This window comes from Arthrobacter sp. E44 (genome assembly GCF_041877125.1).
Classification (GTDB): Bacteria; Actinomycetota; Actinomycetes; order Actinomycetales; family Micrococcaceae; genus Arthrobacter.
Map to the genome: position 1 here is coordinate 20,307 of NZ_JBHDJA010000026.1, position 23,116 is coordinate 43,422.

The window sequence follows — 23,116 nt, forward strand, 5'->3', positions numbered from 1 at the left end:
CCCCAGGGCCCGTGGTGTTCGTCGACGAAAGCCTCCGCCCACCCGGTAACAGCTATGGTGAGCGGCCTTTCTACACGATGAGCGGCGTCACGATCCCCAAAGAATCACTGGAGAGCGTCCGCAAAGAGCTCGAACGCATTGTCGGCCAGGATTACTGGCACACCACCGAGGCCTATAACGGCAAACTCGGGCCGGTCGAAGAACTGCGGCCACGGATCCTGGAACTGAACGAATATCTTGCCCAGGTGGTGGACTTCAACATCGTCACGGTCCAAACCGAAATCGGCATTGGCGCCGAAGGTTTGCAACGAGCCCGGGAAGAATGCATCACCACCCTCGCCCGGGTCGCCACGAACTCACGGCGCGAGGATCCGCCGCGTCTGATCGTCTTCGAGCAGTTGAAGGAAGACGTCTATCCCGGCGGCAACAAAAGAGACCACGACGTTTTGACGCGCCTGAAAAGCGCCGGACTCGTCCACCGCTCCGTCACCGTTGAGTCCATTTCTCCGTGGGATGAGAAACTGCTGTGGGCGGCCGACCTGTCTTCATGGAGCTTCTACCACCGCTTGGCGCGATCCGACGAGACCTGGTTCGCTCCCCTAAAACCCGTTACCACGGTGCTGCACGCCCGGACCGGAATGGCCCTTAAAGGAAGCAACCCCCATCTGCCGCAGCAAGGTCCGGGGGTCCAGCCAACTGTCGGCACTCAAAGAGGCGGAGGGCCGGCTGTTGCTTCAGAATCAAGACTAGTCCACCAGGGCAAGGAGGGCCAAGCGCTTAGGGCGGTCCGAGCCGTGGCCGATGCTCAACGCCCGGCCTTGGATCACTCCGTCAGTTTGGGCGTCGGAACGAACTCGCCCAAGACTATTGACGCGATCAAGGAGCGTTTCGACTGGTATCTCAACGCCCAGCGCAGCCAGCGTGCAGACCCTGCGGCCTCTGAACCCATCCGGCAGCTGCTTGAACAAGCTTCGCAGGCTCTGAAGGGACGCCAGCGCCTCCAGACATCGGATCAGCCCGCCCCTCGCCCCGAAATCGGCGGACCTCAACGATAGCCGGCTAACCCGCCAGGGTCACGCCAGAACTACGGGAGGGACGTCAAGTAGTTTTTGACGCCCCTCCCGTATGGATGCTTTTGCCTTCAGCCGGGATACAGGCCGGTCGTTGAACTTTAAGAATCGTGGGCTATCCGGAGGGAGGCCTGCTGTTCCTTACGAAACGCTGCCCGAAGCCTTGCCCACTGGAGGGTGCCCCCTATTGCAGCTGCCGTCATCGCTGCAACCATGAGGGCGTTGATCGTCTCGTCCGTGAGGATGTCGCTGTTTCTCCCTCCGGCCGCGATGTCCAAAGTGACGGAGAATACCTGGCCGAAAACGCCCACCACAAGGGCCAGGAATCCCCAAACCATAAACATCCCTTCAACGGATGAGTACGTCTTCTCGCCGAATTTCCGCCGGTCGTGCGCCAAGCCTGGCTGGATGATGGCGAAGAGAAAGAGGACCGCGCCGGCCACAGCTGCCACGATGTAGGTTTCCACAGTCATTTCCCGGTTCCTCCGTTGTATCTGCCTCCGTGGGTGAGTTGATTTTCGATTCTGCGGATCCGTGCGTGCAGTGGCGGGTGCGACGCCAAATACAGGGCACGAAGACCGCGCCGGCCGTGATCCTCGAAGCCGAAGTTCTGCCATTCCCGGAAGACGTCGACCAGCGCGGGACCATAGCCCAGCTGGACTGCTATCCTGTCCGCCCGGTACTCGGCTTGCCGGTTCATGACCGGGGCCAGCGCAAACGCCAGGGCAAGGACCACGACAGCGATCCAAGATGTTTCCCACGCCCAAACGATGCCGCGCACGAGGCCGATCAGGATGGTGAGGTAGGCCGTGCCGACAAAGAGGTAACCGACCAGTGCGACCAGAGCATTGAGGTAGGAAATGAAGCGCAGAATGGCCAATGCTATGCGAAGCGCCAGCCTGACCAGTCGCCTGAGCCAGTACAGCGGCCGACTGAACCACCAAGCAAGAAGACCCGGGTAAGTGTGCCCGTTCAGATGGTGACCGAGCTCGTGCGCGAGGACCGCGCCGAGGTGGTCCCCGCTGTAGCGCAACGCGCCGCGGGTGACTGAGACGATGCTTCCGCCGGCGGCGCTGGCATTCAGTTCGTTCGTGTCCTGGATCCAGAGCCGGAACTTGGCCCTGTTGTCGAGGCCGGCCCGGCGCAGGACTTCATGCCAGGAGTACTCCATGTGACGCAGTTCTGCCTGGACCGGTGGCCGGAGCAGTAAGAAGGACTGGGCCAGGAAGGACTGCATGAATGGCGCGAACCACAGGAATCCGAGCAGGAACCACAGTCCGGCGGCACCGAGGGGTGCCCATTGAGTCCATGCCGGCCGGTTCGGGATGTACCCCAGCAGCAGCGAGGTCAGCAGGACGACGATCCCCAGGCCGACCAGCAGCGAGGGCACCATGGCGAGCAGCTGCACGAGGACCGTCCAGTCGATGCCGCGCCGTCGGCGCTTCACCGATGCAGGTGTGTCGGAGTTGTAGTTGATGTTCATTCTGGCCCCCCAATACGGCACGTGGTCCCGTATGTTCTCGGTGCCCGGCACGCTAGCACCGGGCACCGACATTTCTTCTTCCAGCTATGACTTCTAAGGCATTCGAACAGCCCCGGCGAGGCTCTCCAGAACCTCAAACCCTTGATCGAAGAGCTGCCTCGGGTCACCGGGCATGGCGTGTGGCTTTCATGCTTGTTTTCCTTCTGGTTCCCGCTCCAGGCTGATGACGAATGCTGCGAACCCGTTATCGGTGGAGGGCTCGTTCTTAGGGCGGGGGTCTTTGTGCATGGGGTTGCATGCGGAGAGGCCCCACGTGCCCTTCTTGATCCGGCTGATGGCCGGCCAAAGGGTCCGTTCGTGCCAGGATGCGGCGGCGTCGTTCGGGGTTTTGTGGCCGTAGTAGGCTGCCCGCCAGGCGACCCAAACACCGGTGAGTTCTTCGACCACTGGGCCGTGCTGGTACCAACAACCGGGGATCCTGGATTCGGCCGTGACGCCGTAGCGGCCGTTGTACCAGTCAACCCATTGACGCAACTCTGTCAGAAGGGCCGCGGCGCCGGGGCCGTCCAGCTCTTTCCAATTCCAGGGCGCTGGCTTCTCTTGGGGCGGCTTCCTGATGAGGTCTCCCATCAGGCCGGCCAAACCATCAACGTCTGCTCGGAGCTGCCCCAGTTGGCCGTCATGCTCCAATACCAGCTCTTCGACCGAGGGAAGCACCCCGTCAGCGTCAACCCCGGCAGGAGCATCCTCTGTGGGCGGCTTTTCGTCCGTGAACAGGGTGCCTGCGTCAGGGCCCTGGTTCATGCGGTGACCCGGCGGGTCACGGCTTCGGCGGCCTTCTTGTCCTTTTTGATCTGCTCAACGTCCTCACGTTCCCAGTACGGGGTGAGCTCCACGACGGCGGGCCGGACGTTGGTGTAGTGCATGAACGCCTTGCCCTGCTGCAGTTGCTGGATTTCGTGGGCGCGGATCACCGGGCGTTCCTCTTCACTGGTCGTCCTCGAAGAGCCGCCCTTGCCCTGAGAGGTCGAAACGCGTTTGCGCTTGGTGGTGCCGGCGGCTTTGGCGACCGTTTCGAGTTCATCCATTTCTTCCAGGCCTGGAAGGAACAGGCGCACTGACGAGGTCCCGCGGATGGCCTTGGCCCCATCAACGCCCCAACGGGCGCGGTTCTGGGCGAACGACTGGCTGAACCCGATGATGCGGATGCCTCGGCCGCCGGAGTCCGACAGTGCACCGGCCATCTTTGGGAACGCGGCGACGTTGGGGGCTTCGTCCAGAACCATGGTGAAGACAGGCCACAGACGGCCACCCGCGCGGGTCTGGGAGATTTTCTGAGCTTTACGGAATACATGGTCCGCGAACATCGTCACCAACGGGGCAACCGGGGAATCTTCCCCGTCCGTGAGCAGATACAAGGTATTGGCCCCTGTCAGGAATGCTTCGACATCGAACCCCTGACCTTCGCCCGGGGTGAGGAACTGCAGAGCCTTGGGTGACGAGAGCGGCTCCAGAAGCCCTGCCAGTGTCTCCTGGATGGAGTCCACGGTTTCCCCCGCGCGGGAGGCGGTCAGCGCCTGCAGGCGTTCAGCGAACGCAGCAGGTGCCCCATGCTCTCGAAGGATCTCCAAGGGCTCAGGGTCAGCGAAGTTGTTGGACCACCGCACCACGTCCTCGATGGTGCCGCCATCCAGGGCTGCGGCGTGCAGGAAACGGCCCAGGATCGCGGCGGCCTTGGAGTTGAACCAGTCCCCGTTCTTCACATTCCCCATCGGTTGGGCCCCGGCCCACGCCTTGCCCCGGGCCAAGGCTTCGTCGGGATCTTCACACCCGGCGACAGGGCTCCAACTGATCGTGTCGGGCCACCCGGAAATGTCCTGCAGATCAAACACTTGCGCGGTCCCACGCCGCTGCCGCGCCACCGCTGTGTACATCAGCAAGTCATTCTTCGTGGAGGTCGCCAGCACAGGGCCGGGAGCGTTCAACACGATACCGACGGCCAAATACAGGGTCTTACCCGAGCGCTGCGGCGCGTAGACCCACATGGAGTCTTCGTGCTGGACATAGAGAATTTTGCCGTCAAGTTTGAACGCGGGCACGATGATGTCTTCCTCGGCAGCGTCTTCGGGAAGGTGCAGCGACTGCCGGGCTTTCGCCAGTGCCGCTTTCCTGCCCATCCGGGATTCGAGGTCCTTGTACCGGGGAAGGCCGTCATCCTGCGGTTTCCGTCCGGCGACGCTGCTCAGGAACGCTGCACCGATGAACGCCGCGACCGCCAGGGCGATCAGAATCCACGTCGCGGCCGCCGGCCACTGGAAGGTGCCGGCCTTGAAGCGCGACACGAGCTGGGGAATGGTGGTCCACGGCATCCCGGTCGGGGTGAGGAGTTCGCCCAGGAACGCCGAAACCCAGGCGATGGCCAGCAGGCCGGCGACGGCTCCGACGAGGATCAGTTTCAGGAGTGTGTCTGTGGACGTGGGTCTGCTCATGCCGGTACCTCCGTGACGGTGGATTCTTCGTTGAAGGCGATGGTGCTGGCGGATTTCATGGCGCTGTCCGTGTCGGTGAGTTCGACTTCCAAGGGGCTGCGGACGTGGATGGCCTCGAAGGGGTCGTGGCTGCCGATTTTGAACAGGCACGTTCCCTTGACCAGCCGGGAGATGACTTCGGCGGAGCCCGGCGGCAGGTTGAACATCTGCTCGCAGGCCAGGGCGTCGGCGCTTTTTTGCTGCTTGTACAGCAGGACCGTTCCGCATTCTTTGAGCATCGCGATGGCCGGGCTGTCTTCGGGAATGTCGGAGATGTGGTGGAAAGCGAACTGGCACGACAGCGACAGGGCGCGGGAGAGCTTGGTGTTGCGCCGGGTCACCGTGGCCACCGAGCCCTGCACGGTGTGCCATGCCTCCTCGATCAGCAGCGTGGTGGGGACCGGCGTGCTCTGCCGGTACAGGGTGTTCGCCAGCCAGGTGTTGATGATCGTCATGACGATCGGCAGTGCCGGGCCGTCCTCCGGGAGCAGGGACACGTCGAAGACGGTCAGGCCGGAATTGAGCCGGATGTCTTCACTGGTGGGCCCGTCGATGAGGCCGGCCAGATCGTCCTCGATCATGCGTTCGAGCTCGAACGCCGGGTCCTGGCCCCACTCGCGCAGTTCCTCCACGGTCAGGCCTGCGGCTCCGGCCGCGTCAGGGTCGGGGGCGTAAAGGGCTTTGAGGATGTGCCCGATGTGCGCGATTTCCCCGGCGCTTTTAGCGGTCGCCAGGGCCTGGCGGTGCGCCATGCGGACGGCCTTGCCCTCCTTGGGGCTCATCGGACGTCGGAGCGCTTCCTCCATCACGGCACGGACCAGCATGGACTGGCCGGCAGGGGTGGAAAGATCGCCCTCGTCTGCTTCTTCATTCAGCCGGGCTGCGATGTCGGGATCCAGGATGTTGATCCGGGAGCCGCCGCCGCCGATACGGAACTGCACGGTGGCGACCTCGAGTTTCCTGGCCAGCGGCGTGTATTCACCGCCGCCGATATCGGTCTGGTACTTCTTATCGATCACGACGACGCGGCGGCCCAGGATCAGCTGGCGCAGCACACCCCAGGTTTTCATGGCCGAGGACTTCGCCTGCCCGAGGTCACCGATGTAGCAGACGTTCGGGGACTCAATGGTGTCACCGTAGGCGGTGAAGGGATCGTGGACGATCATCCACCCCGAGCCCGCGTCCACCCCGAACACCAGACCGCGGTGCGAGGTCGGCGGGGAGGCGATGGCCATGTGCGAGAATTCCATCTGCCGGGTGGAGGATTCAACCCCCGGCGCAGCCGGGTCATAGAACCCCAGCCGGGACGCGAACTTCCACTTCCGCTCATGGTGCCAGCGGGTGGAGGCGTTCGCCTTGGACTCCGCCTGATCCCGGCGTTTGGCTTCCTTCTTCTCTGCCTTCTTCGCGGCGGACTTGGACGCAGGCCGTTTCCGGGCCCGGACCCCGGCCGGTGCCGCGTCCAGGGTCAACTGTTCGGCCCGCTCCTGGGCCCGGACAGTACGCCACAGCCTGCGGCTCCGCGGCTGCGGGAGCGACAGGCCTTCTTCCATGGTGGTCATAGGATTCCCCTCGTGAAGGGCATGGTGGTGATCAGGGCAAGGTCGTTGCGGTGGTCCATCCAGTCAATGAACTCGATACCGGCGTCGGCGGCCGCGGCCTCAACAATGTCGGTGGTGGACAGGATCTCGTCCTCGTTCTCCACCGCGAACGAGATGTACAGCGCGTACGCGGCCCCGTGGTGTCCGGAACCGGGCTTCAGATCCAGGAGGCGCTGGTGCGATGCGTCCAGCAGGACATCGTCCGAACCGTCAGTGACGACACCGGACCTCTCAATGGCCTTCTTCTTCGCCCGGTCCATCGCCGCGTCGGTACGGGCTTTGGAACGGGCACTGCGCGCGTCCTGCAGCTCCATGACCATGGACACCGAGTGCACCACGGCGGGCTGGATGCCGCTGATCACGGCCTCCAGCGCCTCCACAGGGATGGCCTGGGGGCTGAACGCCGACGCCGGAACGTACCCGGTGCGGATGTGCCAGCGGTTGTTCACGACCAACGACAATGGCGAGGATTCGCCGTCCAGGTGCTGCCAGCAGTCCATCAGGTCAGCGCCCTCGTAGTCGTCGATGTCAAAGTCCGGGTCCTGCAGGTGGCGCAGCAGGGCAGCCATGGACCGGGGACCCAGAGGCCGGGAGTCCAGGATCGATCCCATCATCGTGGCCTGGGCCATGGCAGAGCGGACTTCCTGATAGATCGCCTGCCCGATACCCTCATCCCCGCCGCCGAGGGCGTCCGCACGGCGGAAGAGCGCCGCGGAGTTCGGGATCCGGAATGTCTCGTAGGTCCGGTGCTGCTCGGAGCGGGACCGCACCGTTTCACACAGCGCCCCGTAGGACTCCAGCAGGATCCCTGGAACGTCCTTGGCGACCCGTTTCTTCACCCACAACAGGTGATCGGCCGAGTCCATCGGCACGGCCCGTGCCAGGGACTGCACATGCGTCACCAGCGACTGGCGGCGGGCCAGCCGGGCCAGGTACTGCCCGCGGGCCACATGCCCGGACTCCTTCCGGTGCTCCTCCCTGATGGCCGAGGACGAACCGAGGATTTCCATGGTGACGGTGTAATAGGCCTTCTTGATCTTGCCCTGATGGCGGAACACGACCAGCCGCCCGTCCGGGGTCTCCACCGTGAAGTGGCGGACGGTGCCCACCATCAGCGGCGCGTTGTTCTTGTGGCGGACGGGAACCTCGATCATGCCTTTCGCATCCGCCCGGGCCCTGTCGTTCCTGCCGGCTTTGATCATCCGGGTCTGCGGGCGGTCCTTGACCGGGACGAATACCAGGGACTTGTTCCGGCGCCGGGTCTTCTTGTGGCGGGCCTCCACGAAAAGGGCACCCAGGGAGCGGTGCCCGGAAAACTTGTTTGGCGTGGTCAGAATGATCCCGGCCAGGATCAGGACAGCGGCGATGATCAGGCTGACAATCTGGCTGCCGCCGGCCATAACCACCAACAGCCCCGCGCCCACGGCCGCGGACAGGCCAAGCCATTCCGGTGCTGTCCGGTTTCCCCCGAACAGGCCGCGGCGCTGGACCTCGCCGCCGACAACAACCATTCTTCCCATGACTACCTACTCCCTGGTGCTTTTCCTACCGGCCACTGATGTGGTCGGTATCCGGTGCCATCGACCCCGCGGCCCGCTGAGCCCGCATCGAGGCCTGGCGCGCCGCTTCCCGGCCCGCGAGCAGGAAAGCCGTAGCGCCTCCCGCCGCGATCTTCGCGGACCCCCGGCCCGCCGAAGCGGCACCGGTCCGCATGGCCTGGGCCGCTTTGGCCCCGCCGCTCCCCGCAAGCTCGGCCTTCTGCAACTCGCCGACCGTCCGCGTCTCCTGTGGAGCCTGGCTCTGTCCGCTCTGCGGTCCCCGATCGCTGGCCAACCGCCCAGCAGCGCTCCGCCGTCCCGGTGACCCAAGTCCCGGCGTGCCCTGATCCGCACCCGGTGTTCCCTGCCCCGCGGACCGGGGAGCAACACTGCTGCCTCCGTATCGGCCGCCGCCGCCACCCGAAGTCCCGGACTGGACCTGCGCGGTCCTTCGCTGCCTGATCGCAGCAGAGACACCCGCCCCGGCACCAGCCACCATGGCCGCGCCCGCAATGGACTGCCGGTTTGCCCCCAGACTGGTCGAGGAGGACGGCAGGATCGGCACGTACTTGAACAGCACAGTCGGGGCGAACGCCAGAACCAGCATCGCCGCACCGGCGAGGAACACCGAGGAGGCGTTCACCATGCCGTCCTCAACGCCCTCGTCGCTGAACGCCGGACGGGAGGCGATGAAGCTGAACACGGCACCCATCATCAGCAACAGCAAGGGCTTGGAGAGCGCGATACCCATCCACAGTGCACCCGTCTTGCCCACACGCTCCCGATACTTCGGATGGATCATGAAACCGATCATGAGAGCAAGGCCAAGCCCGAGCAGGTACAGGGCAAGCGGCTGCAGCGCCAGCAAGCCAAGCAGCGCCCACGCCGCAAAGAACAACAAGCCGAACAGGACCACGGCCGCCAAGGGACCGAACGCGCCGCTGGACTCATACGAGGCGAACCGGGAAATCGCGACCCCGAAATCCGTCACCCGGCTGGACGTCCAGAACGTCACCGACTCGGTGATTCCTGTCATCCACCCATTGATCACATAGCCCAGGGCAGGGCCGAACAAAACCAGGATCGTCGACAGCGGCCCGTACCAAAGCAGCGACTGCCGGGCCGAGTCTAGATCAATCTCCTCGTTCGATACGTCCTTCCACAGCTTGAAATACATCAGCCCCATGATCAGGATCCCGATACCCGAGAATGCCGCCCAGGTATTCCGGAACGCATCCTCAATTTCGAACGCGGACACCTTCAGCAGGTTGTTCAACACCTCGTTCGTGGCCTTCACGCCCTCGTCCTTGACGGTGTTCGCGAACTTCTCAAACCCGTCCTTCGCGTTCGCGATGAACGCCACGGTATCAACGGTGCCCAACACCGCCTGTCCGCCCGGTGTCGCATGCAGTGCAGTACGAAGCACGACACCAGCAATCGGTGCAAACTTCTTCCACGCCGCTCCCTGCACGCACCACCTAGTGGCCGTCGCAGGTGCACCTGATGCGGGAAGTGCCGAGCAGAACGGCGCGGTGTTACTGCCGTCGTAGTCCAGCGCCTTTTCGGGCGTGGTCAGGAATGTCCCGAACGCCTTGGCAGAGACGTTTTCACAGTTGCTACTGCCCATGGCCCCGAAGAACCACATGTCAGCGCAGGCTGTCTTGCCCAGTTCGTGGTTGAGCCGGTCACGGATCTGGTTCCGCTGGGCTTCCGGTAGGCTGGCGAGGCGCTTCAGCTGGTCAGCATTCAGCTTCTCAGTCGTGCTCACGTCCTCCGCCGCGTGGGCGGGGCCAGCGAACACCACACCCACACCGAGGAGCATCGCCAGCAGGGCTGCGACGAGGCGGATCGTCCTGTTAGCGCTTAGCGTTTGCAAACTCGACCCACCCCTCCCGGCTCTTGTCCTTGAAGAAGGCATTGACCAGTTCGTCTCGAAGAACCGGAGTGGGCTCCCCTTCCATGTTGGTGCCGACGCTCATCGGACCACCGTCTTTGACCCGGCCGCCGAAGTCCTGATTGGCAGGGACGATTGCGGCGTCGGAGATCTTCCAGTCACCCTCCCAGACCAGTTCAAGCGTGACGGTCTCGAAGAAGGCACTCGGAGCCGTCTTTACATTCGCGCTGACGGCTCCAGCGAACACCTGGACGATGGCCCGGTTCTTCTCTTCGCAGTCGGCAACCCGGTACAGGCCACCAGAAGCCACATCAGTTCGGGTGTACCAGCCACCGTCAAAAGCGCCCGGAAGCCGATCTTTGGCGTCCACGGCGAGGTTTCCATTGAAGGTGACCTTCTCGAACCATGGCCCGGGCTTGGATAGCTCAGTGAGGGTTTTCTTGTGCTGCGCCCACGTAGTGACGTTCACATCCTTGATGAGGTGTGTGTAGTTGGCTGCGGCTTGGGCGGCTGAGTCGCAGGTGCCGTTGTAGCCTGTGATGGTTTTGCCGTCACTTGCTTTCTTGGTTCCGCCTTCGCCGATCTTGATTTCGGAGACTGGGAACCCGAACTTCCCGGACGCCTGAAGCGAACTTGGGTCCTGTTCCGTGGCCGGTGCCGGGCGGTTGATGAGAATCACGGCAACGGCGACGGCCAGGATCACTACCCCTACCGCAGTGAGTGCTTTCCAGTGCTTCCGCATGGGTTAGGCCCCTGCGGCACTGGTGAGGGCCAGGATGCCGCCGAGAATGACGCTGGCACCGGCTACTGCGGCGAAGGCAATGCCGCTCTTCTTCGCACCCGATGCGCCTTCCTCGATGTCGTCGGAGTGGCCGCGCTGGCGGGCGAAGCCCCACTTGGCGAGGTTCCACAGGAACGCGCCCGCCACAAGAATCAACGCCAAAGCCCAGACGCCGCCCAGGACAAGCTCGATGGCGTTCTGAAACTTCACGCCGAACACACTGATGTCCGGGGTGACCCCTCCCAGAGGGTTGTCAGCGGCAGCGCGGATGATGAGTTCGTTGGTAATGGTGCTGAACATGTCCATGGTCCTATCGGTTGTTGTTCTTGGCTGAAGTAGTGCGCTTGCTGTCGGCGGCCAGGAGTCCGGTGGCGATTTCGGCGCCGGCACGTTCGAACGCGCGCCGGGCCGGGTCCCCGACTAGCTGCCAGTCGATGATGGAGCCGGTATCCAGGGCCTTGTCATAGGGAATATCGATCAGGATCCGCACAGCGGAGCCGAGGATTTCCCGGAGCTTTGCCTGCTCAGCCGCGGAGGCCTTCTGGCCACCGCCCTGAGTGACCAGGACGACAGCGTTGGAGACCAGGTCCTTGTAATGCGGGTTCCCGGTGCGTTCGGACATGGACTCGAGCTGCTCGATCATCCTCAACGCGGAAACCACGGCGTTCTGCTTGAGCGTTGTCGGGATCACCAGCTGATCCGTGACCTCAATGGAGGCAAGCCAGTTATCCGAGCGGGTGTTGTTCCCGGTGTCCACGATGATGGTGTCGTAGAAGCGGCTGACCACCGTGTGGATGCGGTTGAACTCATCTGCCCCGATGGACTTCATCCGGTCCGCGTCTTCGTCAGCGACCAAGACGGAGAACTGGTTGTTGCCCTGATGGCGGGTGTAGTAGGACAGCTCACCTTTGCGCGCGGTGACGGTCTCGAAGGACTCCAGGACGTTCAGCAGGTCCCAGACGGTGCTGGTGGAGTCGTTCGCGTTCGTTCGGACGCCGGCGGTGCCCATCATTTCGTTGTTGTCCCACACCAGTGTCTGCTGCCCTGAGTGGATCCCGAACGTGGAACCCAAGCCAACGCTGCACATCGTCTTGCCCACGCCGCCCAAGGGCTGGGCGACCATAATCTGCATCGGACGTGAGTACACGCGCTGGATCGCTGACAGGTCCGCCCGGCGGGCCAGCTCGGCCGCGCCGACCTTCGGGCTGATCAGGCCAAAGCTCACAGCACGGAGGAACGCCTGCCATCCGGTAGCCGGCGGTAGCTGATCGTTCACGTTCTCCTTGCGCAGGACAGCGGCGCTGCGGCGGCCGCTGACCAAAGGGGCCTCACGAGGGTCCGCCCCCGCCGGCTGCCGCGGCTGTGGCTCTGCCGCGGCCTGCGTATCCGGTACCGCGTGGATGACCACTGCGGGTTCTGTTGCTGTTTCTTCGGACTCTGGATCGGTCAGACTAATGGGCGCGCGGCTCTTCCGCTCGCTCCCCTGCCAGTTCGTACTCATGGGATTGTTCCTCTCGCTCGTTTCAGGATTGGTCATGTCATGAGGTCGTGGCCGCTAGGCCGGCTCTTGCGGGGAAATGGTCGCCACGAGCCAGGGCTGCTGCTGCCCGGAACGGTGCAGGAGCATCTGCCACCTCCCTGCGTCGGTTGAGAACGTCGCAGTGACGGTCAGCGGGTTACCGGCTTCCCTGCTGATTGCCGGGCCGTCGGTGACCTTCCGGATCGGCACCCGCGCCGGGTCGATGTACTTCGCATCCGCCGCGTATTCCGGCGCGAGATACGGGGCAAGGTCTGAGAACCAGGCCGCTTCCGGAACGTTGGGGCGGGCGAACAGGACCATGACCTTGCTGGCCGTGTCCTTGACCGCCCTCTCCGCTGCTGCATCCCAGGTCACTTCCGGGACGCCGTAGTGTTCGTCCGCGCCGTGATCGTGCCCGTCTTCGGCGTAGTTCTCCTGGCCGATGCTCACGGTAGGAGTTGATTTTGCCGCTGGTTCGTTCTGGGAGCCCCCGGCGCACGCGCACAGGGAAAGTACTGCTGCCAGGGCTGCCGTGAGGGCGTGTTGCTTGCGCATCAGAGAATGCCTTTCTCTCTCAGGATCGAGGTCGGGTCGATCGTGGGATTGATCGGAACCATCGGGTTGGGCAGTGCCCCGGCGAAGAACTCCATGTGCAGGTGGCGGCCACTGACGTTGCCGGTGGCGCCTTCGGTGCCCAAGGGCGTGCCCGCGGCGACCGTGTCGCCCTCCTTGACCCGGACTGAGCCGGCCTCCATGTGGTACATGCCGATCGTGACCTTCCCGTCAGTGGTCTGCCCCGTCACGCCTGTGCCAAACATGCCGTCCAGATGGCGGACCTTGACGACTTTCATGTCCGTGACGGCCACGATCGTCCCGGGGCCTCCGCGCTGGGCGAAGTCGATGCCGTAATGAAAGTTCGCCAACACTCCCCCGGCTGTTCCCCCAGGAGCCTGTCGAGGTCCGTAGCCGCTGGTCATGTCGGCATCGGCCATCGGCTTGACCCACCTACCAGCCAGGTCTCCGATGACTTCGTTGCCCTCGGCCGGGCAGACTCCAGACGGGTCCACAACTGCTGCGGCCTCCCCGCCGAGGGCTTTGAAGACCTCCGTGGCCTGGGCACGGAACTTCGTGTAGTGGTTCGGGTCCGCGTTCCGCTGAGTGCGGTGGATAGCGATGGTTGGCTCCAGAGACTCCCAGCCCTCCACCCTCTGCAAGGCCTTGAGGAAAAGCGCTGAGGACTTGGCAGGGTCCATCCGCTCCGCGTAGGGGCCCCACGAGTCCCGTTGCTGGAATAGGCCGCGCGAATCCGGGCCCGGCCCATCACCATGGTCGAGGACGCGGAGGCCGGATTCACCGATAGCAGCCTGAATAGCGATCAGCTGGGCAGCCACCGGAAGGCCCAAAGACTTGGCCGCTCCCATGATTGCCGAGGCATTCTTCATCTGCTCAGCATCAAAACCAGCCACTCCCCCAGTGGGTGCCGGCTGTGCCGGTGAACCAACATCGCTAGCCGCTGCTGCACAGGAGGCAGCCGCCTGCGCAGGCGTGCCGCCCTCATCCAGGACGACAACGACTAAACCGATAGCCAGTACGCCGGCGGTCACGGCCGCTGCCAACTTACGCCCAGCCACCATCAGGCCGTCCCCTGGCGTGCTTCAAAAGAATTCCCCAATGGACTGTGGCAGGAAACCCGCACCGCTTCCCCAAAGACGTTCTCATCGTCGCTGCGATCCAGGCGGACTGCGGCCACAGTGGAAGCCTTCAGCTCAGCCGTTGCCGGCCACATAACGCCAAAAGGCACCAAGCTGGCCATTTCCGTCCCTCCCCACTGTTCCGGTCCCAGCCCTACCTCCTCCACAGACAAAATTCCTTCGGTGGAGGACCCGGCATACTGTTCCCCATTTCCCGCCGTAGTGCTTGTCAAGTGACGGGCTCGAGCAGACCGCTCCCGCGAGCACCAGTCATCACGTGCCTGCTCGGGCAGAGCGTCGAAGAACTCGCTTAATGTCTTCATCACTGCCTACAATGTAGCATAATGAACTCATTAAGCGTATCTAAGAATACATTAAATGTATTCATAGAGAGATGTTTAGCATCGATGGAGGCAGAGCGGGTATGAAAATAAAGTTGCTTAGGGGCACAATGGGGAGCGTGCCTAAATACGCCCTGCCCGAGGAGAACTGGTCAGAGGATCTCCTCATAGCCCAAAGGGTTATCAGCACCCCTGCCCGGCTCGCCATCGTCGGCTATCTCTACACGAAGGGTCCGACACTGCGGGCGACGCTAGTCAAGGATCTGGCCCTGGAAACAAATGTTGTGGGCAGAAACCTGGATCAGCTTGAAGATCTGGGCATCCTCATTGGCGATCCGCCGCGCGGTGAGCGCATAGGGCGATCAACGCGATGGGAAGTCGACAGGGAAAGGTACAGCCGAATGGCCAAGGCCCTTTATGACTTCCTTGGCATCGACCTTATGAAATTTCCTGGCCAGGACGACCCGGAAGGTCAGTAACCCAGGCCTTCGCCGCCGGTGACGGGAATGAGAGCGCCAGTGAGGTACGACAGCGTGCTGATCTTGAAAATCGCGTCTGCGATTTCATCCGGCTCAGCTATCCGCCGCAGCGGCGAACTTTCAATGAGCTTTTCCAAGTCAGCCTCTTCGACCTTGGCCAGCATGTCGGTCTTGGTGGGACCGGGGGCGACCACATTGATTCGAATTCCGCGGGGGCCCGCCTCCCACATTGCAGAGCGCACCAAGCCATCAAGTGCAGCCTTCGATGACGTGTAGTGGGCAGAGCCAGGTATCCCGGTCCGAGATGATTCAGAGGAGATAAGAACAATGGACCCGGATCGCGCCCGCCCCATGTATTTCAACGATTCCTGGACGCTGGTAAATGCCCCGAAAAGGTTTGTTTCCATGACTGATCGCAGGTCTTCGTCACGCATCCGAATGAGAAGATCTTGACGGGCCACTCCGGCGTTGTAGACCACTGTGTCGAGCCGTCCATAGGAGCTGGCGATCTCCTTGAATGCGGCCTTCATCGCGCCATTGTCGGTGACGTCGCATTCGATTCCGTGGACACCGTCGATGACGCCGCTTCCACGATGGGTGCCGGCTACGACATAGCCCTCGTCCAGGAACCGTCGCGCGGTTGCTTCCCCTATCCCCCTGGATGCTCCGATTACGAATGCGACTGGCGACTCAACAATAAACTTGCCCACCTTTGCACTGTACAGGTAGGGTCCAAAGTGGCCCGTGTGACCTGTGGGCCTATATCTCCCATACCTCAAGTGTGCTGCTGGACAGTGGTGTGCTGGCTTCCAACCCTCAATTTGTTAGGGCTTAAAGTCATGCACTCCGATGCCATCAAGGCTGTATGCGCCGCAGCTTCCATCCCGTCCCTCCGGATTCTCCGCGCGTTGAACCTTCTCCAGGTTCCGCAGCGGCCAGCAGAGATCGCTGAAGGACTTGAGCTATGCCTCTCCGTCGTCGCCCGGGAGCTTTCCAAGCTGGAAACGGCCGGCATCGTGCGGACAGTTGACGAGGAAATCCACCTGGCGGTTGACCTAAGCTCCTTATTCGGGGAGCCGCTTACGCATGCGCCGAAACAGTCTCCCGTTCCGACAGAACGAAAGGGCATCCATGTCTAAGCAACAAGAGCTCGATGCAAAAGGCCGTTGGGTCATACTGGACGCGATGCAGGACGGGGCATCCCTGCTTGCAGTCGGCGGCGAGAACTATCCCGGCATCAGCCCGAGGAACTGGCTGGACGCACGCACGAGGACACTGCTGCTGGACAAGCTGCGCGCAGCTCTTACCGCAGGAGAAGCCTTCGATGGCATCGTTCGCTATGGGGCCGCCGAGTTTGCCGTTGTTGCCAAACCCATAGTGTCGCCGGACGGCAAGCAGATCGTCGGGGCCTACGGCATCTTTGAACACCCCGGGCGCCCGACCCCGGACGCGCCTGTCATTGGCACGTGGCAATGGCGGGTATGCAAGCAAACCGGGAAGAACTTGGGCGACGATGCGTCCCTTTGGGACGACAATCTTTTCAAGATTTACGGGATTGATCCCGCTACTGTCGAAAGCAATCGGGGGCCCGCCGGCGAATGGCTGGCCAAGCTCATATCCACTAAAGACCGGGACACCATCAAACTGGTGATCGATAGTGGGATTTCCGTAAACAACCGCAGCCGGCACCTGCTTTCGTATGAGGTCGTCTACGGCTACGGAAGCGCAAACCCAAGCAAGAAGCAGATCGCCAATTCAGCGCGGGCCTATGACGATCCCGACTATCCCGAGGCAATCATGCTGCGCGGCTTCAGCCGCGAGGTAGCCTCACCCCAGAAGCTCATTACGCCTGGCCTGTCCCCCGTCTCGAGCGGTTTGGTGACTGAGGCGATCTTCGCACTGTCCACAGATCGAGCGTTTGCCGCGATCGACATGCAGCAGGAAGTGACATTCAGGACGTCCGCCAAGTGGGCCGACTTCGGACTCCTGCCTGACTTTGAAGGCAACCTGGCCGCCCTCGCCCACCCCGACGACAAGTTCAGCTTTGAACACCATCTCGCATCGGCTGCCGCGGGGCGGATTGGCCCGGAGACAGCGACCAATGTTCGTTTAAGGACCACAGCCGAGACCTGGCGGTCATTCACAGTTGCAGTAGCACCGATCGGCTCGCTTGAGGGCGAGAGCCGTTACCTCATGACAAGCCTGGCGCCCGCGGGCAAAGGAGCTTAAATGGGAATTCTGGACGGAAAGACGATACTCGTGACGGGTATCTTCACGGAGCGCAGCATTGCCTACGCGGCCGCGGAGCTCGCACAGCGAGAAGGGGCGACCCTGATCTTCACAGGCTTCGGTCGGCGCGCCAAGATCACTCAAAAGATCGTAGGGCGTCTCCCCTCCCCCGGGCCCGTTCTCGAGCTGGATGCCACCAGCCAGGAGGATCTTGACTCGTTGCACACGAGACTCTTGGAACACACAGACAACCTGGATGGCATCATCCACTGCATCTCGGCCAGCAAGCCAGAGGCCGTCGGCGCAGGCTTCATGACAGCGGATTGGGACGACCTTTCCACGAGCCTTCAGGTCTCCGGAGCATCGCTCCAGGCGGTTACAAAAGCCTGCCTCCCAGTACTTAACGATGGGGCGAGCATTGTGGGCGTCACCCTTGACGGAACCCCTGTATGGCCAATCTATGGCTGGGCCGGCGTAGCCAAGGCGACCTACGAATCAACCAACCGATATCTCGCCTACCACCTGGGAGCACGGAACATCCGGGCTAACCTTGTCGCCTGCGGACCTCTGGACAACTTCACCGTGGCGGCCATCGATGGAATTGAGAACGCAGACGGCGTGTGGGAAGGCCGCGCACCCCTGGGATGGGACAGGACGGACCTGCAGCCGGTAGCGAAAGCCGTTGTTGCACTCCTGTCGGACTGGTTCCCCGCGACCACGGGGGAAATTGTCCACGTCGACGGTGGCTATCACGTCATGGGAATGTGAAGTCTGGCCATGGTCGGGAACATCTGCATACATAAAGAACACGACACGCCGCCGCTGCTCGGCTATTTCAATAACGGAAACCGATTAGATGGCACTATGCCACTGCAGAAGCTGACCAAGGGGGGCCGCCCGTCCAAGGGCGACCGGCACACGTTTAACGTTAAACCGGACATCCACCGTGCCGAGAAACTTCGCGCGATTCTGGCTGCTCTGGACACCAACGCAGTCGACTACCTGACGCCAATAGTTGCGAAGCATATCGACAGCGTTGACCTCAGTGAGCTTCAGATCCACCAGGAGGCTTTGCCTATCGCGAAGGCCAGTTAATAACTGAAGGCCCGCACTTGGCGGGCCTTCGTTAAGTATTTCGTTCAGATCTCGTTCTTGGCGGGACACGATCTGAACTTTTATCAAACACCCACCCAGTGGGTGGATCTTTGCATACCCCCCGAGAGGAGTAACTGCTGTCTATGGTACAGCCCTACCCATCCGCGTCAACAAACGCGCGGCCGAGTCTTTCGTGTCAAACCACGCCCAGGCAGGCGTGGAAACTGGCTCCGCTGATCGCCGGACAATCCGTGTACCGGGCTGGCCGCTGGCGCGGCCAGCGGTTCGTGTATCCACGGCCTGACACCCCACCGCGGATCACAGACGCTCTTCCAGATGCGCCCGCAGCGGTCATGGTCCACGGCACTGATGGGTCCGTGGCAACGCTGTGCCTTGACTTGGATACCTCTAAAGCCGCCAAGCACGTCGTCGACGCCGACGCCACCGGCCTCGGAAACCTGTTGGCTGAATGCGGCCTGCGATTCGTCCAGGACTTCTCCCCCAGTGGAGGTATCCACCTGTACGTGCCGCTGGAGAAGCGTATGGACGGAGCAGCTGCGCGCGAGCTCATTGAAGCGATGACGCTTCGGGCCCCCAGCCTCGACGCAGGACCTCATCAAAACCTCGGGGACGGCTGCATCCGTGTCCCCGGCTCCCCGCACAAGTCTGGGGGCCACCAAGTCCTGGTCACACCGCTGTCGGCCGCGTATGACATCCTCCGGCACCGGAACCCAGCCCCTGCTGTGGAAGCGCTGCGCCGGAAACTCGCACCTGAACTGCGCCGGCGCCAGGAGCTCAAAGACCGGCTCCGCAGGGCTGCAGCACTCCCCAACCCTGCCCAGGCCGCTGTGCCCTTGCTGGCTGGGAGTCAATCACCGCTGCGGAGGATCGCGCGGACCGGCCTGTTCGACACGAACCGATACCCTACCCCTTCCGAGGCACGCCTGGCTGTCCTGAACCATTTCGTCGGCTCCGGCTGGACTCTTTCTCAGGTCGAGAACGAGCTCACGGGCCAGTTCACCGGTCTGGCCGCCCTTTACGGCAGCCGCAGCAAGCAGGACAGGCTCTTGTCCAAGGAGTGGGGAAACGCCACTGCCTACGTTCAAGAACGAGCCGCCAGAAAACAAGGAGCAGGGCATGCACTTATTAACGACACAAGCCCAACTAAACCCACGGGGGGGGCACCCAACCTAAGCACCGCGGCTATCCACCAACTGGTGAACGATCTGGAAAATGTCCTACACGCGCTCCTGGACCACAGGCTTAAAGAGCGCGGTCGTGAGGGCCTCAGCCTTCGCCTCCTACTACGGGCGCTGCTGGGTTACATGAGGGCCAAGAACACGAATGTCCTCGACGTTGGATGCCGCACGTTGGCCGTGGCAGTTGGCAAACACCACGGAACGGTGGCCCGGCTCCTGCCGATTCTCGCCGCAAACTCCGATGGCATCCTCACTAAAACAGCAGACGCCCGGTACAAAGCCGCCGACGTCTATCTGATCCAGCTGCCCGAACACTTCCAGCAGCTTGCCCGCGAACTCACTTGGCGCAAGGGCAAAATCCACGGAATACGGCCCGTGTTCCGTGCCCTGGGCGACCCGGCCGCCCTCGTCTATGAAGCCATCGAGCGAGGCCGGCATTCCCCCACGGCCGCCGAAATCATCCGTGCCACCGGCATCAGCCGCAATGCTGTCGACAACGCACTGGCTGATATGACAGCCCTCGGCATGATCCACCGCGATGGCCGACACTGGAAAATCACCGCAGGCACGGGCCTTACGCAACTGGCCGTCCGTCTCGGCGTCCTGGACGACGTCCAAGCTCATATCAGCAGGAACCGGAGAGAACGCGCAGCCTGGCACTCATGGCTCGACCGCCACCACGCACCCGAGCCCATCTCCGCGGCAGACCTCTATGAGTCCGAACGCGATGAATTCTGGTTGCCACCAGGCGACACCGGACCTTTCTGCCCAGATAATCTGTGGGCAGCCGCGTAGAAGCACTGCATGTGGGTCCCGGGCGAGTGATTTTCGACCTTCCAGATCCTGGGCCTGCAACAGTAGATGAAGCTGTCCAATCCGGCCCGTCTTGTCGACCGGCAACCCGCCTGGCTGGTCCTGCCTCGGGCCGCGCGGGATGACCGTCGATCCTGGTGTATCCGGAAACGTGAACATCGCCCGAATCATCAAGTGTCCCCACATTTGCTGTTTTCACAAGTGAAGCCAGCGAAGCCAGTAACACAGGAAACACCGCCTTCACTTGTTTTATCGCTTTCACTGCTTTCACTGCTTTCACTGCTTTCGCTGGGTTCGCTGGGTTCGCTGGGTTCGCTGAATTGGCTGGGTTCGCTGGTTTTACCGTTTTCACTTGCTTCACAAGTGAAAAAAGAGAAGACACGGAACCCAGCTTCACAAACAAAACCAGCATCGCTGGCTACGCTGTAATCACTTTGGGAGGGAATTTGATGAAACTTGATCTGGACCGCAGTGCCCTTAGCCGCGTAATCGCGGTAATCAACGGTAAGGGCGGGGTCTTCAAGACCAGCCTGGTGGCCAACGTGGGCGGACTCCTAGCCGAGGGGGGATCGCGTGTGTTGCTCGTGGACCTAGATCCTCAGGGCAACCTCGCTGAGGACCTAGGCTATGCCGACCAAGGCGACGGTGGCAGGAGCCTAGCGGCTTCGCTGTGCTTCGGCGCGGAACCTGACCTGCTGCTGGGCGTCCGTCCCAACCTGGACGTCATTGCCGGAGGCCCTCACCTCGACGATGCGGCAGCATTCCTCGGAGCCAAGGCCCAGAAGGACCGTGACGCTGCACAGCTAGCCCTGGCCAAGCTGCTTGCCGGCGTAGCGGGGGAGTACGACCTGGTTCTACTCGACTGTCCGCCTGGGAACGAGCCGCTGCAGGCGGCAGCGGTGGCCGCAGCGCGGTACGCAGTGGTGCCGTTGAAGACTGACATGTCTAGTCGTAAGGGCGTCGCCGCGGTCGCAGCACGCATGGACAGCGTCGTCGGACTCAACCCGTCGCTGGACTTATTGGGCGTCGTTCTGGTCGGGACCGGCACGAATTCCAAGCAGGTTCACAAGGTCACCCGTGACCACCTCACAGCAGACTTTGGTACAGACGAAGTGCTGTTCCCGATGTCCATTCGCCACGCAGAGGCAACCGCCCAGGCATGCCGTGAGCGTGGACTGCTGGCCCACGAGCTAGAACGGGAACTCAGCAAAGGACCGAAATGGTGGGAGGTCCTGCGCGGGGAAGCGAAAGGCGGGAACCCGGGGCCGAAGTCCGCTTCCAGCGTGGCCGAGGACCTCCACGCCGTCGCCATGGAAGTGACACGACGCATCGCCGTCGCAGAATCTCAGGAGGTCAACGCGTGAGCGCAGAACCCACACCCAGCCGGCCCGCGCTCGGACTGCCCCCGAGACGCGCCGCCGCACCCGCCGCAGAGGCACCCCTGGCCCGGATGCTCCCTGGCCATCGGCCAGAGACACCGAAGAAGGCAGACTCCAAGGACACCGAAACAGCGAATATGACGGTGAGTATCCCCGCCGCGCTCCGTAACCGTGCACGGGCCGCATACCGGGCGACCAGCTACACCGAAGGGGATAACACCTGGAGCCATTTCGTGGCCAAGGCGATCGAAGCAGAGACGGCCCGCCGGGAAGCCGAGCACAACAATAGCGAGATGTACCCGTCCTGGGGCGAGAATCTCCCCGGGGGCCGCAGGCTCAAGGACAGCTGACCCAGTCTTGGGGTTGGTGTTCAGCGGCGGGGTCTGCCCCGCCGCTGAACTGTCTTACTGGACCCCAGCGGGGCGGAAGGCCGGAATATTCAGTAGGCCGGGGGCGAACCCCCGGTTTCCGCAGCGGGGGATCGTGGCGGCAAATGGCGGTACAGCGTCGTGCGTTTCAGCCCGGTCTTGGTGGTTATCTCCCGCACGGTCGCACCATTGGCCCGGAGCAGGGCAGCGTGTTCGAGCTTGGCCGGATCCACTACGGACGGCCGCCCGGTGCGCCGGCCGTTGGCCGTGGCCACATTACGCGCGTGGGCCGCGCGCTCGGCCGCGTAAGTGCGTTCCATCTGCCCGAACAGCGCCAGCATGACAAACGCCAGCTGCGCCATGGGACTGTCCGGCTCGGTGGTGTCAACGGCGAGGGGATCGGCCAATGTTCGCACGCCCACACCTCGCTCTCGGAGCTCATGGACCATGTTCAAGGTGTCCCGCACAGTTCGGCCTAGCCGGTCCAGCGTATGAACCACGAGCACATCACCGTCCCTGGCATGGCGCAGAGCATCCTGAAGCCCAGGGCGGGCGGTAGTGGCCCCGGACTTCTTATCCACGAAGACGTGTTCCCTGCTGATGCCGGCGGCCGCTAGGGCGTCCAGCTGCCGGGCCAGATCCTGCTTCGCCGTCGATACCCTCGCGTAGCCAATGTCCATGCCTGGAACCGTACCGAATGTTGTGGCTGTGACGGGTCATTGTGGCGGGAGTTTTGGGACAACAAACGGGACAGTCAGGTTACGCGGCCTTCCGCAGAAGTCGGCAGGCGGGGGAGTGTCCCACCGGTGCTGTCCCAGTTCCAAGGAAGTGGGACGGTCGCTTGCGTGGGCTCAGACTCTGTGGGGGCGAAGTCTTATCGATGGAAGCCAAACTCATCTTGGCCGGAAGGGATGACGTATGTCGCAGCGAAGAAGGCGGCCGATGAAGCAGCCATCGCCGCGAAAAAACTAGCAGTCCGTTACGAGTTCAGGCGCGGATCCACTTACGGACCGACCCCGGCGCCAATTTTCCGCTCTTACATGTGGGCCAGCAAGTACTACACAGCAGGGAAACCACTAAAGACCGTCTAGAACAGTCGTTAGCGGTT

General features: G+C 62.7%; 24 protein-coding genes. 10 read left to right on the top strand and 14 right to left on the bottom strand.

Annotation, left to right across the window (positions count from 1 at the left end; all coding sequences use genetic code 11):
- Positions 1-11 precede the first annotated feature (11 nt).
- The gene (locus tag ACETK3_RS18545) at positions 12-1,055 is read left to right on the top strand and encodes a hypothetical protein (RefSeq protein WP_373993325.1); all 1,044 of its coding nucleotides are present in this window, start codon (positions 12-14) and stop codon (positions 1,053-1,055) included.
- A gap of 116 nt (positions 1,056-1,171) precedes the next feature.
- Here the strand turns inward: ACETK3_RS18545 and ACETK3_RS18550 are convergent, their stop codons facing one another.
- The 12 genes from ACETK3_RS18550 to ACETK3_RS18605 all read right to left on the bottom strand — a co-directional run bounded on the left by ACETK3_RS18550 (position 1,172) and on the right by ACETK3_RS18605 (position 13,856).
- The gene (locus tag ACETK3_RS18550) at positions 1,172-1,543 is read right to left on the bottom strand and encodes a hypothetical protein (protein ID WP_373993326.1); all 372 of its coding nucleotides are present in this window, start codon (positions 1,541-1,543) and stop codon (positions 1,172-1,174) included.
- A complete protein-coding gene (locus ACETK3_RS18555) occupies positions 1,540-2,553 on the bottom strand; it encodes a M48 family metalloprotease (RefSeq protein ID WP_373993327.1) in 1,014 nt (337 codons plus the stop codon). Before ACETK3_RS18555 ends, ACETK3_RS18550 begins: the two co-directional genes overlap by 4 nt.
- 186 nt (positions 2,554-2,739) lie before the next feature.
- Entirely contained in the window at positions 2,740-3,357 is a 618-nt protein-coding gene (locus ACETK3_RS18560) for a hypothetical protein (RefSeq protein ID WP_373993328.1), read from the bottom strand.
- Positions 3,354-5,042 carry a type IV secretory system conjugative DNA transfer family protein gene (locus ACETK3_RS18565; protein ID WP_373993329.1) on the bottom strand — a complete coding sequence of 563 codons (1,689 nt, stop codon included), beginning with the start codon at positions 5,040-5,042 and terminating at the stop codon, positions 3,354-3,356. The genes ACETK3_RS18560 and ACETK3_RS18565 overlap by 4 nt, the downstream gene beginning before the upstream one ends.
- A complete protein-coding gene (locus ACETK3_RS18570) occupies positions 5,039-6,643 on the bottom strand; it encodes an ATP/GTP-binding protein (RefSeq protein ID WP_373993330.1) in 1,605 nt (534 codons plus the stop codon). Before ACETK3_RS18570 ends, ACETK3_RS18565 begins: the two co-directional genes overlap by 4 nt.
- Positions 6,640-8,202: a hypothetical protein gene (locus tag ACETK3_RS18575; protein ID WP_373993331.1), complete on the bottom strand. Its 1,563-nt coding sequence runs from the start codon at positions 8,200-8,202 to the stop codon at positions 6,640-6,642. Before ACETK3_RS18575 ends, ACETK3_RS18570 begins: the two co-directional genes overlap by 4 nt.
- A 25-nt stretch (positions 8,203-8,227) precedes the next feature.
- Positions 8,228-9,988 carry a hypothetical protein gene (locus tag ACETK3_RS18580; RefSeq protein WP_373993332.1) on the bottom strand — a complete coding sequence of 587 codons (1,761 nt, stop codon included), beginning with the start codon at positions 9,986-9,988 and terminating at the stop codon, positions 8,228-8,230.
- 88 nt (positions 9,989-10,076) lie between these two features.
- Complete coding sequence (locus ACETK3_RS18585) at positions 10,077-10,856, bottom strand: hypothetical protein (protein ID WP_373993333.1); 780 nt, start codon at positions 10,854-10,856, stop codon at positions 10,077-10,079.
- Positions 10,857-10,859: 3 nt separating this feature from the next.
- The gene (locus ACETK3_RS18590) at positions 10,860-11,195 is read right to left on the bottom strand and encodes a hypothetical protein (protein ID WP_373993334.1); all 336 of its coding nucleotides are present in this window, start codon (positions 11,193-11,195) and stop codon (positions 10,860-10,862) included.
- Between the two features lie 10 nt (positions 11,196-11,205).
- The gene (locus ACETK3_RS18595; RefSeq protein WP_373993335.1) at positions 11,206-12,396 is read right to left on the bottom strand and encodes a MinD/ParA family protein; all 1,191 of its coding nucleotides are present in this window, start codon (positions 12,394-12,396) and stop codon (positions 11,206-11,208) included.
- A gap of 54 nt (positions 12,397-12,450) precedes the next feature.
- Positions 12,451-12,969 (bottom strand): hypothetical protein, encoded by a 519-nt coding sequence (locus tag ACETK3_RS18600; protein ID WP_373993336.1) that lies wholly within the window; start codon positions 12,967-12,969, stop codon positions 12,451-12,453.
- On the bottom strand, positions 12,969-13,856 hold the full coding sequence (locus tag ACETK3_RS18605) for a M23 family metallopeptidase (protein ID WP_373993337.1): 888 nt from the start codon (positions 13,854-13,856) through the stop codon (positions 12,969-12,971). The genes ACETK3_RS18600 and ACETK3_RS18605 overlap by 1 nt, the downstream gene beginning before the upstream one ends.
- A 700-nt stretch (positions 13,857-14,556) precedes the next feature.
- On the opposite strand from ACETK3_RS18605, the gene ACETK3_RS18610 reads away from it, so the two are divergent.
- Positions 14,557-14,925: an ArsR family transcriptional regulator gene (locus tag ACETK3_RS18610; RefSeq protein WP_373993350.1), complete on the top strand. Its 369-nt coding sequence runs from the start codon at positions 14,557-14,559 to the stop codon at positions 14,923-14,925.
- Here the strand turns inward: ACETK3_RS18610 and ACETK3_RS18615 are convergent.
- The gene (locus ACETK3_RS18615) at positions 14,919-15,635 is read right to left on the bottom strand and encodes an SDR family NAD(P)-dependent oxidoreductase (RefSeq protein ID WP_373993338.1); all 717 of its coding nucleotides are present in this window, start codon (positions 15,633-15,635) and stop codon (positions 14,919-14,921) included. The two genes, ACETK3_RS18610 and ACETK3_RS18615, sit on opposite strands and share 7 nt — an antisense overlap.
- A gap of 129 nt (positions 15,636-15,764) precedes the next feature.
- Between ACETK3_RS18615 and ACETK3_RS18620 the strand changes: the two genes are divergently transcribed.
- From ACETK3_RS18620 to ACETK3_RS18655, 8 genes are all read left to right on the top strand, one after another.
- Entirely contained in the window at positions 15,765-16,064 is a 300-nt protein-coding gene (locus ACETK3_RS18620; RefSeq protein WP_373993339.1) for a hypothetical protein, read from the top strand.
- The gene (locus tag ACETK3_RS18625; protein WP_373993340.1) at positions 16,057-17,154 is read left to right on the top strand and encodes a hypothetical protein; all 1,098 of its coding nucleotides are present in this window, start codon (positions 16,057-16,059) and stop codon (positions 17,152-17,154) included. The genes ACETK3_RS18620 and ACETK3_RS18625 overlap by 8 nt, the downstream gene beginning before the upstream one ends.
- Positions 17,155-17,922 carry an enoyl-ACP reductase FabI gene (gene fabI / locus ACETK3_RS18630; protein WP_373993341.1) on the top strand — a complete coding sequence of 256 codons (768 nt, stop codon included), beginning with the start codon at positions 17,155-17,157 and terminating at the stop codon, positions 17,920-17,922.
- A 9-nt stretch (positions 17,923-17,931) separates the two neighbouring features.
- Complete coding sequence (locus ACETK3_RS18635) at positions 17,932-18,249, top strand: hypothetical protein (RefSeq protein WP_373993342.1); 318 nt, start codon at positions 17,932-17,934, stop codon at positions 18,247-18,249.
- A 398-nt stretch (positions 18,250-18,647) separates the two neighbouring features.
- Positions 18,648-20,243, top strand: a complete 1,596-nt coding sequence (locus tag ACETK3_RS18640) for a hypothetical protein (protein WP_373993343.1) — start codon at positions 18,648-18,650, stop codon at positions 20,241-20,243.
- A 66-nt stretch (positions 20,244-20,309) separates the two neighbouring features.
- A complete protein-coding gene (locus ACETK3_RS18645; RefSeq protein WP_373993344.1) occupies positions 20,310-20,690 on the top strand; it encodes a hypothetical protein in 381 nt (126 codons plus the stop codon).
- A 20-nt stretch (positions 20,691-20,710) separates the two neighbouring features.
- Complete coding sequence (locus ACETK3_RS18650; RefSeq protein WP_373993345.1) at positions 20,711-21,625, top strand: ParA family protein; 915 nt, start codon at positions 20,711-20,713, stop codon at positions 21,623-21,625.
- Positions 21,622-21,990 (top strand): hypothetical protein, encoded by a 369-nt coding sequence (locus ACETK3_RS18655; protein ID WP_373993346.1) that lies wholly within the window; start codon positions 21,622-21,624, stop codon positions 21,988-21,990. The genes ACETK3_RS18650 and ACETK3_RS18655 overlap by 4 nt, the downstream gene beginning before the upstream one ends.
- Before the next feature lie 89 nt (positions 21,991-22,079).
- Here ACETK3_RS18655 and ACETK3_RS18660 read toward each other — a convergent pair whose 3' ends face one another.
- The gene (locus ACETK3_RS18660) at positions 22,080-22,688 is read right to left on the bottom strand and encodes a recombinase family protein (protein WP_373993347.1); all 609 of its coding nucleotides are present in this window, start codon (positions 22,686-22,688) and stop codon (positions 22,080-22,082) included.
- Between the last annotated feature and the right edge of the window lie 428 nt (positions 22,689-23,116).

Excerpts from the sequence above, each read along its gene's own strand:
- ACETK3_RS18590 (WP_373993334.1), bottom strand. The coding sequence starts at position 11,195 with ATGTTCAGCACCATTACCAACGAACTCATCATCCGCGCTGCCGCTGAC.
- ACETK3_RS18595 (WP_373993335.1), bottom strand. The coding sequence starts at position 12,396 with ATGAGTACGAACTGGCAGGGGAGCGAGCGGAAGAGCCGCGCGCCCATT.
- fabI (WP_373993341.1), top strand. The coding sequence starts at position 17,155 with ATGGGAATTCTGGACGGAAAGACGATACTCGTGACGGGTATCTTCACG.
- ACETK3_RS18555 (WP_373993327.1), bottom strand. The coding sequence starts at position 2,553 with ATGAACATCAACTACAACTCCGACACACCTGCATCGGTGAAGCGCCGA.
- ACETK3_RS18585 (WP_373993333.1), bottom strand. The coding sequence starts at position 10,856 with ATGCGGAAGCACTGGAAAGCACTCACTGCGGTAGGGGTAGTGATCCTG.
- ACETK3_RS18610 (WP_373993350.1), top strand. The coding sequence starts at position 14,557 with ATGGGGAGCGTGCCTAAATACGCCCTGCCCGAGGAGAACTGGTCAGAG.
- ACETK3_RS18625 (WP_373993340.1), top strand. The coding sequence starts at position 16,057 with ATGTCTAAGCAACAAGAGCTCGATGCAAAAGGCCGTTGGGTCATACTG.
- ACETK3_RS18645 (WP_373993344.1), top strand. The coding sequence starts at position 20,310 with ATGAAGCTGTCCAATCCGGCCCGTCTTGTCGACCGGCAACCCGCCTGG.
- ACETK3_RS18650 (WP_373993345.1), top strand. The coding sequence starts at position 20,711 with ATGAAACTTGATCTGGACCGCAGTGCCCTTAGCCGCGTAATCGCGGTA.
- ACETK3_RS18575 (WP_373993331.1), bottom strand. The coding sequence starts at position 8,202 with ATGGGAAGAATGGTTGTTGTCGGCGGCGAGGTCCAGCGCCGCGGCCTG.
- ACETK3_RS18635 (WP_373993342.1), top strand. The coding sequence starts at position 17,932 with ATGGTCGGGAACATCTGCATACATAAAGAACACGACACGCCGCCGCTG.
- ACETK3_RS18550 (WP_373993326.1), bottom strand. The coding sequence starts at position 1,543 with ATGACTGTGGAAACCTACATCGTGGCAGCTGTGGCCGGCGCGGTCCTC.
- ACETK3_RS18620 (WP_373993339.1), top strand. The coding sequence starts at position 15,765 with ATGCACTCCGATGCCATCAAGGCTGTATGCGCCGCAGCTTCCATCCCG.
- ACETK3_RS18560 (WP_373993328.1), bottom strand. The coding sequence starts at position 3,357 with ATGAACCAGGGCCCTGACGCAGGCACCCTGTTCACGGACGAAAAGCCG.
- ACETK3_RS18565 (WP_373993329.1), bottom strand. The coding sequence starts at position 5,042 with ATGAGCAGACCCACGTCCACAGACACACTCCTGAAACTGATCCTCGTC.
- ACETK3_RS18600 (WP_373993336.1), bottom strand. The coding sequence starts at position 12,969 with ATGCGCAAGCAACACGCCCTCACGGCAGCCCTGGCAGCAGTACTTTCC.
- ACETK3_RS18605 (WP_373993337.1), bottom strand. The coding sequence starts at position 13,856 with ATGAAGAATGCCTCGGCAATCATGGGAGCGGCCAAGTCTTTGGGCCTT.
- ACETK3_RS18570 (WP_373993330.1), bottom strand. The coding sequence starts at position 6,643 with ATGACCACCATGGAAGAAGGCCTGTCGCTCCCGCAGCCGCGGAGCCGC.
- ACETK3_RS18660 (WP_373993347.1), bottom strand. The coding sequence starts at position 22,688 with ATGGACATTGGCTACGCGAGGGTATCGACGGCGAAGCAGGATCTGGCC.